This window comes from Entomobacter blattae (genome assembly GCF_014672835.1).
GTDB lineage: Bacteria > Pseudomonadota > Alphaproteobacteria > Acetobacterales > Acetobacteraceae > Entomobacter > Entomobacter blattae.
Genome location: NZ_CP060244.1, coordinates 1178842 through 1192056, shown reverse-complemented (window position 1 = coordinate 1192056; position 13215 = coordinate 1178842). Strand labels below are relative to the sequence as shown.

The window sequence follows — 13215 nt, the reverse complement described above, 5'->3', positions numbered from 1 at the left end:
TAACCCCTACATCTACCCCAATAAGGGCAAAAACCCTGCCGCAGCCTCTTGCACATCCGCTTCATCAAAACGGGGTACAGCCCGTGCCCGGATACATTCCACCAGGGCATAACGTAAGGCATCAATCCCGTGATTATGCGCATCTTCCACCTCTGGCAGAACTTGCCATGTTGCCGGATCCACCCGATAGGAATAAAGCCTGAGCTCTGTTAAGAGCTGTCGACAACGGGGATGCACAACGATGGTTTTAAAACTTTTTAAATAGGCTATGCCGTCATGGACACTCCCTGGCCATTTGGGCGCTGCCTTTATTCTTAGCCCAAATTCCCGTACCAAGTAGCTAATGGTTTCTGGGCGAGAGGAATCAGCGTAAATACGGGCATGTTGGCTTTCCGTAACCTGAGCAAACAGGGCAGGAATAGCATTTAATGCAATACCGTATCCAAATACCGCATGGGTTACAAACAAAGTGCCCCGTTGAACAAAACAGCGTACCAATACTGTTGGGTCACGGGCAAAGCCCCAATCAGCACCATAGAAAAAGGACGTTCCCTCCATCGGTTCTTCAAAGGCCTGCTCCTCAATGTGGCCTGCAAAGATAATGCTTTCATCATGTTCAATATATCCGCCTTCCCATACATGCTCATAAGCCAGGGGGTCTGCCTGCTTTAGGGCTTGCCGCTCCTGCTCTAAAACATCTGGAAACCAGGGGTTATCTTGCCATCCCACCTTGCGGATCAGAAATTTCTTCTGCTCAGCAAGGCGGTTGCGTAATTGTTCCATAGGGCTGGCCTTGTAGTCCGGATTATAGGAAAACCACAATTCCGAACCCGGCTTACGAATAGTGGGCACCAGAATTTCTAGGCTGCGAGCCGAAACCCTTTGGGCTTCTTCCAACCAGGCAATATCTACCCCCTCCAGGGATTTTATGGCGGCACTATTGCGTGCTAAGCCCCTAAAAATAAACTCTGACCCGTTTTGACTTGTAATGGATTGAGCCGTAATATGAAAAAACGCCTCCAACCCAAGGGTGTAAATCTGATTCACAAGAAGCCTATGAACAGATTCCGCAATGGAGTTCTGATATTCCCGCAGGCATAATACCCTTATCGTTTTAGTCAGGCTTAAAACCAAAAGACAACGGGCAAACGCCCATGATTTGGCAGCCCCCCGCCCCCCATAAAATATTTTATACCGATAAGGCTGGCACAACCCAACAAAGACTTCAGGAATAGGGATTTTTATGCCTTTTCCTGAAGAAGAAGCCCCCCTTTCCGTAGGCATTTTCCCCCCTGCTCTGAACATTTTAGACCTCCCTCCTGGCAAGTGAGAGGAGAAAAACAGCGATGGTGATTTTTTATGGAACATTTTTTTATGGAACATTATAAAAAATTCCATCATGGACAATAGTCCATCACGAGTAATTTCAGAAAGATGCAGAGTACCAGCAGCCTTTTTAACGAGTTCCTACATCGTCGATGTCTTTAACGACCCTTCACAAGTTTTAAAGAGGGGTTTGAGGAAAAACCTCCCCTCTCTTAACGTGTGTGAATTCGTATATTTCCTGATGTTCCTGTTTCAACCAAGCTTGCTGAGGTTCGTATGGGACCAGGAAAAGGGCCATCGGAATATTGGATAGCCGTGTCAAACCTGGCAGAATTCTTTTTGAAATTGAAGGGATTCCAATCCTTTCCTCCCCTAAATCCTCCCATGATAGATGAACAGATAAGCAGAAAAGCGGCCTAAAGCCCTTATTACATGGTCAGTCTCTTATATGATCAGCATCTTATATGGTCAGCATCTTATATGGTCAGCCTCAAAGACCTGTATATTTAAAAAAACCTGTATATTTTGAAAGCCTTTTTACTTTTTAAACGTCTTTTGAACTTGCGCAATTTACCTTGTACAATTTGCATGACTTGTACAATTCGTCAGGACAGGTAACCACAGAGGCATAACGCCCAGCAGCAAGGTGACAGCCCAGTATGCCAAACCAGAGGCAACCTTGAGCCTTTAGAAACGGTAAAGGTGGTGGATACTCCTTATTCCATCATGTCTATTTCGCATATTATCTATTTCGTATCTTGAATGACTTGCACAATTTTAAAAGCCTCTCTCATAAGTGAAGATACAAAATAGGCAAAGACACGTGTTTTTGCCGTTCTGAACCCAAGAAGTGTCATAACTCTCATCTGAGCTCTAACCGAGACTCTCACCTGGGCTCTAACCTGGGCTCTAACCGGGGCTCTAACCGGGGCTCTCTGACCAGAGCTCTCATCAAGGCCCTGATCATGACACCCTAAATTATGACACCCTCAACGACCTGATCATGTCATCATGCCCTTCATCATACCCAAAGGCTATTGCCGAAGAGCTAGAGCATATTGAAGAGCCTGGCATTGAAGAGCCTGGCATTGAAGAGTCTGGCATTTTTATTGTCGATGATGTTGCCTTTGTTCATGCTGAACACGGCATGGCAATCGCTAATGAAATAAAAAAACGAGGCATAAAAAAAGAATATTATCTTGAAACCCGAGGCGATGTTCTTCTGCACAATAAGGAAGTTTTTAAAGTCTGGTCAGAAATTGGCCTTCGTTACATGTTTATCGGAATGGAAGCCGTCGATGCAGAAGGATTGAAACAGTATGCTGATCATAACTCTGATCATAACTCTGGGGATAACTCTGGGGATAACTCTGGGGCTTTTGCCCTTGATATTTGATCTTTATGAATTTTCCTTTCCAAAACATGTAACCCTTGACCTGCCCTACAACCACCCCTTACACAACCACCTCTGACAAAGGGATTTGCCCAAGCTGATTTTTTCATTCTACACCCCTATAGGCCGAACGCATCAGTCGAGCGTGATAGGCAGAAACTTTTAAGGTTTTCAAGCGATAACTATTACACACTTTTCCTTGCAGGATAATTTTATACCATTGACCAATAAAAACCATTTTTCTGCATAGCTAAAAATAACCCCATTCCGATGAAATTCCCTAGATAAAATCTCCTAGATGAAAATCTCTAAAGGAATATTTCTAAACTCTCCGACTAAAAGGCCAAACATTGTGACAATGATCCTGATCCCCTTCATGAGATTTTATGATTTTACAGGACGCTCCAACCGTACGGAATTCTGGACATTCCTAGCAGGAAGTGTGGCCGTTCTTGCCATTATCTCTTTATGTATGCAAAATGGGCTGATCAGCATCGCCTGGGGCAATATGGCCAAAACATTTTTTATCGCCCTGATCATCGTGCCTATCATGGCCTTATTTGTTAGGCGCTTACACGATATTGACTGGCAAGGGAAATGGCTGTTCCTCCCTTTTCTGCTAACCCTTATTCCCGCCATTATTATCCTCACCGACCTGCCAACCCCACCACCCCCCACAAGCTTGGTGGCCCCCATGGTGGATTCAGACGAGCATATACGCTCTATTTTACTGGCTGCCTTAATTAGTGGCTTTTGGGCTGGCTGGATTTGGCTTCTTATTCTCGCAGCCCTTCCCGGTACCCCAGGCCCCAACCGTTACGGTATGCCACAACCAGAACATTCCCATCGCATTACCTATTTCTAAGGGGTTTTCATTGTTCTACGTCTAAGGAGCACTTCTTTTTCATTCCAAGATGCCCTCATTTTTGTAGATTTTTTAAGGAATACTCACCTTACGCCTTTTTCATTCATTTCTTCCTCCTCCGGCTGTGGGGTCCCTTCTGCCTCATCCCTCCCACAAGCAGGCGTTTGAGAGGAAAAGGCCGTGGGGGCAACACCTGTAATCACCAAAGGGGGAATGGCCGCCTCCCGCTCTGAGGCCTGTTCTTCCTTAAGGCCATCCTGAGAGAAAGCGCCTTTGGCCGATAAAACAGGCCCCATACCCGAACCTGGCATAAAGGCCGAGGCCGGTTTACCCCACCCCCTATCCAGAAGGGCCAGGGCAGAAGCCAAACGCACACTGGCCGCTACCGAGGGGTCAGACCCCAGCTCCAGCAAAATCTGCACCGCAACATGGGTATGCCGCCGGGCCATAACCAACAAGCTTTCCTCTGGGTCTAGCACCCCATCAGGCCAAACGGGCATGGCCTGCCCTTCTGGGCCAGAAGTGCTAGAGCGACCAGAAAGACTGTCAGTGTCACAGAAGCAGGCTGTATTTCCCTTTTGGCCAGAAATGCTAGAGTGATCAAAAGGAGCATAATGACCAGAAAGCCCGGTGAAAGCGTTAACCTCTATGACGGTATGAGGAAACTTCCATTCAAAAATCGTTTCTTCACTCACCCCTAATAACAGGCGGCTCTTCTCTTCCTTGGGAGTATAAGCCCTAGGCCATAAGCGGGTAAAATCCTGAGCAAAATGGCCTTTTACAGGGTCACCTGCCCCCTTCTTGCGCCTTTTGACCGCCCCCTTACGAATCTGCCGCGTTTTTGGAACGGAAAGACCTTCCTTTCCCTCTAACCTCTCTTGAGGGTCTTCTTGGGGTCCTAAGCTCTCTTGCGAAGCGTTGGCGTGATGAAGAACATTGGCTTGATGAGCAGCATTGTCCTGAGAAAGGAGTCCTTGGCGCGCTGTAAGATCAGGATTTTGCAACACAAGCCCTCCGTTTTCTTATCTTGTATACCCATAGCCCTGCCATTTCATCCATTTCTCTCCACCCCAATCACCCTCTCTACCACCGTCATGGGAGGGGAGAGGCTAGTGCTTACTGTCTCACCTGAAATCACCAAGTCTATCGACACCCTTCGTAGGGGGGATGGATGCGTACTATCCCGCTTGAAAGCAACAAATCTATATCTGCCCCTTTCGTAGGAGGGGGGTTACAAACAGGACAACACCTTTTTGAGCAGAGGCCTAACTGGCTTGGGCAGAGGGGAAATCATAAAAGCCGTGATTGATGAAAAACTGCTCACCATTCCAAAACAAGTCTTCACAAAAATTCAATTTTGATCCACACCCCGCCAGAGCAAGTGTCAAAAAATAAGGGCCAGAACCAGAGCTAGTGCTAGTGCTAGTGCTAGTGCTAGTGCTAGTGCTAGTGCTAGTGCTAGTGCTAGTGCTAGTGCTAGTGCTAGTGCTAGTGCTAGTGCTAGGACAAGAATAAGCCACACAATGAAGCAGAAAGAAACCTTAGAGCGCGCATTTTACCAAGATAAGATAAGGTAAGGTAAGGTAAGGTAACGATTCTTCTTCATCAAACCCTGATACTGATAAGCCATCAAATGTGTAAGGTAAGAAGTATACAAGCACCATTCTCTCTAAGGCTTTATAGACCAGAGCCTGGATAGACCAAAGCTTAGGCGGCCAGTAAAACCTTAATCCCTGGGATCCTGGCCTCATGCCATTCGACGAAATCTTTTCAGAATTCAGTCTTAAAACGCTCCTGCTTCCCTCTAACAAGTTCCCTCTTATAGGAGATTCGCATAGTGATATCGATAAGACACCCATGCCACAGAAACTAATATGAAAGCTACTTTATAACTGGATACTAATAAAACCAGTCTATCATTCACATTATCCTATTTTTATCAAAAAGAAAAGGGTTTTTTTGTAATTTATCCGTAATTTCCGCAATACCGTTCTGATGCCAGGTGCGTATACTGGGTGAACTGGCTCCTAATATTCTCCCCAAACGTGACCATGAAAACATATGGCGCCCACTCCGAACATTCACAAAAGAGCGCAACAAAACCAGCCGCCGGCGTACCGCGCCACCATGACTGCTTTTTGGAGGAGCTGAAATGAGCTGCACCCAACTAAAGGCCTCGTCCATACAGTCAATCGCATGGGGGGCCGGTATGGGACGCTTGATCAAGCTGGCATCAAGGGTCAGGCCAGAACACACATCTTGTAAAATATCTGGCCAGCTAGTGCCAGGCTTGGCAGGACGGCAACCATGGGCAGGCAAACACTGCAAGGTGGTAGCCGCTGCCTCCAGACATATCATCACAGTGTGGCTATCCAACGGGCGTTTGGGAAGAGGAGAAAAGGCCTCAGCAAAAGAGCCTTTCTCCGTACGAGGCCTTTCAGAACCACCAAACTGAGAACTGCCCAACCTAGAACGACCCGATACAGAACGATCCGACACAGAAAACCTGCTTTCGGGAAGGCCGTTGGTCGAAAATTGTGCTGAAGTTTCGTTTTTATTGTTCATATCCAGTTTATTGTTCCTCTCCAGGGCCTTGGCCGTCATGGCGGCATTTGGATGTGGTATACTAATCTTCATGGGGTATTCTCCTTTTTTGCGTCGTTAATTGTGGTAATGAAATACCTATTTTTGAATATTTTTGTTTGATGAGTTGGTGAGGTAACCTGTGTGCCAGGGTATGCCAAGTGTGCCTATGTATGCCCATATGTGCCCACTCTCTTCTTGCTCATTACTCTTAATCCTCACGGCTTTTCTTCACCCTCACGGCTCAATAAAATCTGAACCAAGAGAGGATGGTTCTCGCAGGACAACACGCTATAATTCATTCTCCCTATTTTTAATTGCCTCCATCTCAAAATTCTCCTCATCTCCCCTCTGAGATTTGCACCCTTCCCATGGGAAACGCTGAAAACTCCACCGGTTTTACGCCTGACAGACAATATGCCAAGCGATAGGGCACAGGTCATGAAGGGTTTTTAAAGCCCGAAGCCGTTCATTTTTTTGAGCATTGTCCCCTTCGCGCTTGAAAGGCAAAGCTGTGGCTTCCTCGTCCTCTAACCGGTCTGAAGCATGAAACTTACAGGCTTCCCATTCCTCTTCTTTTGCCATAAACCAAAGCAGCCATCCTTCCACCTGCTTCCATAATTCCTCCGGACATGTGACATACCCCGGGTAAGAGCATAAAAAAGCTTGGGATATATGGCCCCACTTCCCCGCACGGGCCCGCTCAAGGCCCGACCAGTATCGCGACTGCCTTAACCGCTTATGCCCCTTCCCGCCCGCTTTGCCCTTGTGAAATTGGAAAGACTTTTCTTCGCAATACCGCCCCAAAGCTGTATAAAGCTCGGCATAGCTGGACCAAAATCGGAGCTCTTTTAAAACACTATGCAAACTTTCAATCGTAAAGGCTTCAACGGGAATATCCCTGGTGAGGAACTCCGTATAGAGTGATAACCCTTCTGCGGTAATGCGCCCCTCTTTTGCGGGAAGAAGACGAGATAAATGAGAGAGCCACCCCAGAATATGGCGTGCCTCTTCCGGGTGATCCTGACTGACAACAAGCAACGCATCCCCCTTTGAGGGGACTTTTAATGAACCGGCATCCAACGCTGAGGGGATCTCCTTAAAAGGGATTTTGAGGTTGAGAGGATCTTTGAGAGTAAGGGGGTCTCTGAAAGTGAGGAGACCTCTGAAATTGAGAGGGTCTTTAAAATTGAGAGGGCCTCTGGGAGTTCCGTTAGAAAACTCTCTTATGGGCCCATGAGAAAGCTGCTGCCAGCAGGGCTCACCAAAGCGCACGCCAGTCGCCGAAGAATTTAAAAGGGTTTCTACCGAATTGCTGCTGCTCATGACGGAGCAAGGAAGCCTCCACCCGATGCCCTCCTGCAAGAAGAAAGAACGGCCCATGACATGACCCTTAGGAGGAAAGGAAATATAGCAAGACCGCCCCGCTGGTGGCAGTGAAAGCTGCAGCTCATGACGCAGTATGGACGCCGCAGTCCAATACCCCTCTGCGAGAAGAGAGAGCGGCCCGTGACATGACCCATAGGGGGAAAGAGAATGCTGCATGGGCGCTACCTTTGTTGTGGTTGGTTTATGGGTGTTTTCTGCACAATCATTTCTCCAACACAGAAAGCTGAATGGTGTTTTTTATCTCTTATTAGTTTTTTATCCCTGATTATAAAGCTCCCTACGCATTTTGCCGTTATGGCCCTACCGGCTTTAGCAGCTCATGCTCAAGAGTTTAGGGATGTGGATCGTTTTGTTAATGTTTTTTTAATTATTATAAAATCCAAAGGGAAATAGGCATAAAATCTCGTTATAAAATAGGCCCTCTTACTGGTGCTGTATGATCTGGCTTACGGGATTGGCTATTTCCCCACCCTGTGGATAAAATATAAAAGGGTTACAGTTTCCTTATAGGTTACTCGTCCCCATGATTTAGAATACGCGCCCTATCCTGCTGGTTATTAAACAGAAAGCCTTACTCTTCCCTACGATTTGGAATACTTTATTCTCCTTTCCTCTCTCTTGTACTTTCCCTTAGACTCTCTCTTGCGATGACTGGGCGATCCCCGTGGGGACAAAAAGGCAGAAGCCCTATTTGCTCACCAGCAAAACCGTGCTCCCCTTCAAGAATAGGAACCATGATTTTTTCTTCTCCTCTGTGGTAATTTGATACCTCTCTATAGGCTTGCGCCTTGCCATTGAGGGTACTTTCCGTTTGAGCTAACGTATCAGGAAGGGGCTTTTTCCAGCGAACAGCATTCCCTTTACGCCCCTTCTCACGCTGGATCAGCTTTCGTCTCCAGGCCTCACGCGCCCGTACCGCCACCACAGGATGGTAAAGCCTACCATCAGCACATAAAATCCACCCATGGAGTGCACCATTCCTTACCTGAAGCCAACTTTCGATATCCCGTCCAAACTCGGCAAGATGAGCGAGTGAACGATCATTGCAAGGGAGGCTGGCAGAAGGCACCTGATGAAAGGATTTAAGCCATAACGTTACACCTGCCCGCCATTCAGCATCAGAGGATAGGGTATGAAAATCTGACCCAAAGAGACGCGTAATCTCAATAGGTAAAAAGGGGAAATCCCGCAAATCGCACTCTGACGGGGTGAGTGGGGCGGGAAGCTTGCCCTCTTTAGAAGCTTTTTTCTTGAAAGCGACATCTATTTCTTCCGTTTGCGGTGGCCTGGCTCGCCTTTCCACCACGGGTGACAAATGCATTCCTTGCTCCCCTTCCCTGAGAGGGGAAACCGAATGAGGCACTCTGTCTAGCATTGCTTCGCTCCTTCTTCACCATAGATGAACTCTCCCCTATAAACTTTTTAAGGCGTGAATCTTTTAAAGTGTAACCATTTTAAAGGGTGAATCTTTCAAACTGTGAACCTTTCAAGAATGGCCCCACCCCACGTAGAAACACTTACGTAAAAACACTCATTTCAAAACCATCATTCCCCCCTCTAAAGAAAGCTTATTTACGGTATTATATAACCTTTTTCTTATAAGGGGCTTCCTTTTGAAAAACACCATAACAGGATAAGTCGCTTTGAAAACTTTTCCTGTCTGGTGCTTCCTTTATTGAGATACAGAAACCCATCGCCTATCTGTATAATCATTTCTCTCTGTATAATAATACCGTATCATTCCTGAAATCCCACGCCTTAGAAGAATTCCCTATATTTTTGGGCCCATGGTATTTTTAGCTCTTGGTATTTTTGGCTCTATGCCCCCAAAATGTAACCCTGAACCGAATATAACCCTAAAAATGTATCCTTAAATGCGTCCCATTTGGGAAAGATGATCCTAGCTTTTGGCAACAGGCCCTAGCCCCTGTGGAGGAAAACCTGGTAAGGAGGCAGGATAGGGTAAAGTGTGTGTGTTATCACCACTTCCCACCAAATGTGGATCCAACCCGAGAATGCCACCCCCTGGAATGCCACCCTCTGGCCAGATTTGGGTCTCGTGACTATCCTGCGGAGGAAAGAAAGATTTTCCATAGGCCTCTCCCGTGCCGGAATCCCTTTCCAGCAAAAGATCGCATCCCCTTATACCATGGATTTCTCCCCGCACAGCCTGGTCAGAAACATGAGCCTGCTCTTTTAGGCTGATGTCATGCCCTGTATGGGATTTTTCCTGAACATAGTCTGATCTCCCCTTGGTTATCCCTTCCGAAGGATTGTGTTTAACCGGATTAGGCCCGATATGTTTGGGTAAGGTTGTTGGACGAAAAACGGAGAGTTCTTCTACGCGGCGCTGACGCACCTTTTCCTGAAGATGCCTAAGCCTGACTTTAGCTGTTTCTGAACGGGGCGTTTTTGAAAAAGATGCAAGAGGCGTTCTCCCCTCCGCTGACTCTTCTGGTAAGGGAAAGGGTGCGCCATAAGCAGCCTCTTCACCATCTTCTGCCCCGGCACCAGGGCTGGTACCTACCCCAGTCACTGCCCCGGTATCTAAATCAGTATCCGCCGCCCTAGTCCCGACCCTGGTACCCCCAGCTGGCAAAGCTTGATGATCCAACCATTGGGCATAGGCAGAGGGTGGGATTTCCTCCATCACTCGTTCACTCAGGGCCTCTCCCCGGGCCTCTCCCCAATAGGGCCTAAGTGTAGGGGGGATTTCATCAAACCCATCCAACGCCATAGCCGTTTTTTCTTCTGAGAACAAAGGGCTTTCTGCTGGATCTTCCCCCGTGTGGTTTCCCTCTCTGGATGTCTCTAGAGGGCTTCCCATGGCTTTGCTTTCCAGAGCCTTGCTCCCTAGGGTTTTACTCTCCAGGGTTTTACTTCCCAGTATTTTACTTCCTGGTATTTTACCTCCTGGTATTTTACCTCCTGGGGCTTCTCTCTCTAGCGGTTCATCCGGCTGGGTTTCAGAACCCTGATGATGGGCCAAACGATGATCCTGCCTCTCTGGTTCTTTCTCCAGTTCTTTCTCTGGACCTTTCTCTGGATCTTTCTCTGGGCCATCTCCCTCCGCTAAAGGATCATGCTCCTCGGTCACCCCATCAACCGCCGTTTCCATATAATTCTGGGGAAAAATCGGCGGGAATAACACTCCACGGGATTGAAAGGCTGGAACCACAATTTCAGCACGGTAATGGCTTTGGCCACTTTCATCCTGCCATTTGCGGGTATGGAGTTCCCCTTCTACAAAAACCGGAGACCCCTTACGAAAATGCTTTTCAACAATTTCTATGGTGCGCTCATGAAAAACAACCACACGATGCCATTCTGTATCGTTATGTTCTATCCCCCTGCGATCTTTCCATCTTCCCCCTGTGGCAACATGAAAACGCACGCAGCGTATTCCTGCCATGGTGGTTGTAACCATAGGGTCTCCCCCCAGTCTACCCATAATCTGAACTTTGTTAAGTGATGACATCTGATTTCTCCTTTCCCTCAAACTGTACACTTTCAGGCACTCTCGCGAACATTGAAAAACCGGGTTAAAAGCCAGTTTGGGTGCCTTTCGCTTTTGGCTTTTTTTCTGCTTGAAACAGACCCAACCAAACCCAGGCGGGAAGCAAAAGCTTACCTATAAATGTTTTCATTTTGTTCTAATTTTTGATAAAAAACCCCTTGCATAGTTTCTGAATGCTCCTTAGTGTTCGTGAAATATTCTAGTGATAAATGCTTAAGAGAAACAATGGTTGTTCTTGTTATGTTCTTGCTTCTGATCTATTTATAACGACAGTTTTTTATGTTTCGCAAGTGATATTTCACATTTTTTTCTCGTATCGGTTTTTTCTACCCGTAAAAATACGCCCCCTGATTAAATAACCTATTGTTTTCGTATCATTTTTTCTGGGCTCTTGAGTTTCTTTATTTTTTCTTTCCCTCTCCCCTACAGAGAGAAAAACCAAGCGAGAAGATCCAGAATCGTCTTGTATCGGCTTTATACCCCCTACAAGCCGTAAAAACCTGCCTTTTAGTGTTCTTTTTTCACTCTCAAGGCTTCACTTTCAAGGCTTTTTGGAAAAAGGGGGGGAAGAGCGTATGCCCATCATCAACCCATCCTTACCAGCTGTTATAAACCAACAGCCAAACGCAATAACATGCCCCTCTTTTCCGAAAATTCGTTATTCAACCCAAACTCTCTTTCAGCCGGCCTTCTACCAAGGAGATAAAGGGGGTTTTTGTTATGAATAATAGCCTTAATATCCTGTTGGGGATTAAGGCTTAACTCTTGCTTCTTTCAATAGGGGATTCTTCAAGAGGATTTACGTTCTTATCCTATTTCATCCTCTCTTTTTATGATCGGCTGGCCATCATGCAGATTGGCTGGTATTTGCCATTTCACAGACTTGCTCATTTCATGAAAAAGGAGGGTAAAAACCCCTCTGAATGGTGGGATGATCAAAGGCTTTTCGTTTAAAACAACAACCCCCCACCCGCTGCTTTGCCATAGGCGAGCAAAGGTGGTGATGTTTTCCCATAAAGAGCCTATAATCCCCTAAAGAACCTAGCAAGAGAATGATCCTTTGCTGTTTTTTGCCATTGCCCCCCTGTGGTAAACGCCGTAAGATTAATGTAGATCATATAAGCGCTATTTCCGTCCAATTTTTGCACGAGCTGTCGCATCTTTTGGTTTTATGGAAATATGCGGCTCATCCCTTCCTGATAGGGGCCTTCTGGATCCGTACCCTGAATACACGCTCTCCTTCAAGACAGAAGCCCAAATCCGTTTATAAAACCCCCGTTTATAAAAACCATTGAAAATGGCCTTTTGGCCCTTAACTGATGGAGTTTTTTCGATGAGATTGGATAAAGAAGACAGAGAGCCCCTGGCCAAAAACTATGAAGCCCTCATGACAGAAGAGAAAAAAAACGAAATTGTTTTTTATTCCACCCTGGCCAAAGAGTGCCTGACCTTCGCCCAAACGCTTCACCGACGCTGTAACCAGCATGGCCTAACCCTAGCCCCCCTCCACCCGGTGCAAATCCTTATCAATACTGCGCAGGAATGTGCCACCTCCTTAACAGAAGATGAATTACCCTCTGCCTTGGCCGACATAGACCGTATAATTGAAAATTACGACCCAGAGTGCGCTGTAGCAGCCTGGCGCTATGCTACCGATTAGGCGATGGTCATTCTGCACTGTTCATTCTCAAGGGGGAAAATAAAACTCGTACTATTTTCCTCCAACTTTTTCCCAATGGTTTTAAAATCTTGTCTCCCCAAAGCAGGCCGCATCCAAAAACCCATGCACCAAATCTACCCTTCGCTCCCCATGGATCATTTTTAATCGGCGAAAGGGGAGCATAAGAGGATCACCGCCGGTAAGAATAATTTCTGAAATATCGGGGTGGCGGGCAATCCATTCCAAGGCATTATCAAGTTCATCATCGGTGAGCAAGCCATGGTTGGGCCCCACCTTTTCACGACGAAAACAAAAACGGCAATATAAAGGGCAGATATGAATAGGTTTAAGAAGGGCTCTGTCCTTATAGCGGTGAACAATGCCTGGTGGGGGCGAAAATCTTTCATCTCCTATTGGGTCGGTAGCTTCTTTCTTGGTGCCTGTTTTCTTGACCCCTATTTTTTGACCCCTCCTTATCTTTG

At 46.7% G+C, this 13215-nt stretch carries 9 protein-coding genes and 3 pseudogenes; 5 read left to right on the top strand and 7 right to left on the bottom strand.

Going from position 1 to position 13215, the window contains the following annotated elements:
* Positions 1-12: 12 nt before the first annotated feature.
* A complete protein-coding gene (locus JGUZn3_RS05230) occupies positions 13-1284 on the bottom strand; it encodes a PBSX family phage terminase large subunit (RefSeq protein ID WP_203414599.1) in 1272 nt (423 codons plus the stop codon).
* A gap of 267 nt (positions 1285-1551) precedes the next feature.
* On the opposite strand from JGUZn3_RS05230, the pseudogene JGUZn3_RS05225 reads away from it, so the two are divergent.
* The 3 genes and pseudogenes from JGUZn3_RS05225 to JGUZn3_RS05215 all read left to right on the top strand — a co-directional run.
* Positions 1552-1685, top strand: a pseudogene (locus JGUZn3_RS05225) (ribosomal protein L16); the annotation flags it as partial.
* Positions 1686-2353: 668 nt separating this feature from the next.
* Positions 2354-2647 (top strand): annotated as a pseudogene (locus JGUZn3_RS05220) (hypothetical protein); the annotation flags it as partial.
* Between the two features lie 430 nt (positions 2648-3077).
* On the top strand, positions 3078-3584 hold the full coding sequence (locus tag JGUZn3_RS05215) for a DUF805 domain-containing protein (RefSeq protein WP_238996945.1): 507 nt from the start codon (positions 3078-3080) through the stop codon (positions 3582-3584).
* Between the two features lie 83 nt (positions 3585-3667).
* Here JGUZn3_RS05215 and JGUZn3_RS05210 read toward each other — a convergent pair whose 3' ends face one another.
* The 3 genes from JGUZn3_RS05210 to JGUZn3_RS05200 all read right to left on the bottom strand — a co-directional run bounded on the left by JGUZn3_RS05210 (position 3668) and on the right by JGUZn3_RS05200 (position 7712).
* Entirely contained in the window at positions 3668-4591 is a 924-nt protein-coding gene (locus tag JGUZn3_RS05210) for a hypothetical protein (protein ID WP_203414597.1), read from the bottom strand.
* A gap of 913 nt (positions 4592-5504) precedes the next feature.
* On the bottom strand, positions 5505-6221 hold the full coding sequence (locus tag JGUZn3_RS05205; RefSeq protein WP_203414596.1) for a DUF6362 family protein: 717 nt from the start codon (positions 6219-6221) through the stop codon (positions 5505-5507).
* A 345-nt stretch (positions 6222-6566) separates the two neighbouring features.
* Positions 6567-7712, bottom strand: a complete 1146-nt coding sequence (locus tag JGUZn3_RS05200; protein ID WP_203414595.1) for a hypothetical protein — start codon at positions 7710-7712, stop codon at positions 6567-6569.
* Between JGUZn3_RS05200 and JGUZn3_RS05195 the strand changes: the two genes are divergently transcribed.
* A complete protein-coding gene (locus JGUZn3_RS05195; protein ID WP_203414594.1) occupies positions 7704-7949 on the top strand; it encodes a hypothetical protein in 246 nt (81 codons plus the stop codon). The two genes, JGUZn3_RS05200 and JGUZn3_RS05195, sit on opposite strands and share 9 nt — an antisense overlap.
* 205 nt (positions 7950-8154) lie before the next feature.
* Here the strand turns inward: JGUZn3_RS05195 and JGUZn3_RS05190 are convergent, their stop codons facing one another.
* Together JGUZn3_RS05190 and JGUZn3_RS05185 are read right to left on the bottom strand one after the other, a co-directional pair.
* Positions 8155-8931 (bottom strand): hypothetical protein, encoded by a 777-nt coding sequence (locus tag JGUZn3_RS05190; RefSeq protein ID WP_203414593.1) that lies wholly within the window; start codon positions 8929-8931, stop codon positions 8155-8157.
* Between the two features lie 525 nt (positions 8932-9456).
* Positions 9457-11034, bottom strand: a complete 1578-nt coding sequence (locus JGUZn3_RS05185) for a single-stranded DNA-binding protein (protein ID WP_203414592.1) — start codon at positions 11032-11034, stop codon at positions 9457-9459.
* A 1372-nt stretch (positions 11035-12406) separates the two neighbouring features.
* Between JGUZn3_RS05185 and JGUZn3_RS05180 the strand changes: the two genes are divergently transcribed.
* Positions 12407-12733 (top strand): hypothetical protein, encoded by a 327-nt coding sequence (locus JGUZn3_RS05180; RefSeq protein WP_203414591.1) that lies wholly within the window; start codon positions 12407-12409, stop codon positions 12731-12733.
* 153 nt (positions 12734-12886) lie between these two features.
* Here JGUZn3_RS05180 and JGUZn3_RS12400 read toward each other — a convergent pair.
* Positions 12887-13162, bottom strand: a pseudogene (locus tag JGUZn3_RS12400) (radical SAM protein); the annotation flags it as partial.
* Positions 13163-13215 lie beyond the last annotated feature (53 nt).

Excerpts from the sequence above, each read along its gene's own strand:
- JGUZn3_RS05185 (WP_203414592.1), bottom strand. The coding sequence starts at position 11,034 with ATGTCATCACTTAACAAAGTTCAGATTATGGGTAGACTGGGGGGAGAC.
- JGUZn3_RS05200 (WP_203414595.1), bottom strand. The coding sequence starts at position 7,712 with ATGCAGCATTCTCTTTCCCCCTATGGGTCATGTCACGGGCCGCTCTCT.
- JGUZn3_RS05215 (WP_238996945.1), top strand. The coding sequence starts at position 3,078 with ATGATCCTGATCCCCTTCATGAGATTTTATGATTTTACAGGACGCTCC.
- JGUZn3_RS05190 (WP_203414593.1), bottom strand. The coding sequence starts at position 8,931 with ATGCTAGACAGAGTGCCTCATTCGGTTTCCCCTCTCAGGGAAGGGGAG.
- JGUZn3_RS05205 (WP_203414596.1), bottom strand. The coding sequence starts at position 6,221 with ATGAAGATTAGTATACCACATCCAAATGCCGCCATGACGGCCAAGGCC.
- JGUZn3_RS05195 (WP_203414594.1), top strand. The coding sequence starts at position 7,704 with ATGCTGCATGGGCGCTACCTTTGTTGTGGTTGGTTTATGGGTGTTTTC.
- JGUZn3_RS05230 (WP_203414599.1), bottom strand. The coding sequence starts at position 1,284 with ATGCCTACGGAAAGGGGGGCTTCTTCTTCAGGAAAAGGCATAAAAATC.
- JGUZn3_RS05180 (WP_203414591.1), top strand. The coding sequence starts at position 12,407 with ATGAGATTGGATAAAGAAGACAGAGAGCCCCTGGCCAAAAACTATGAA.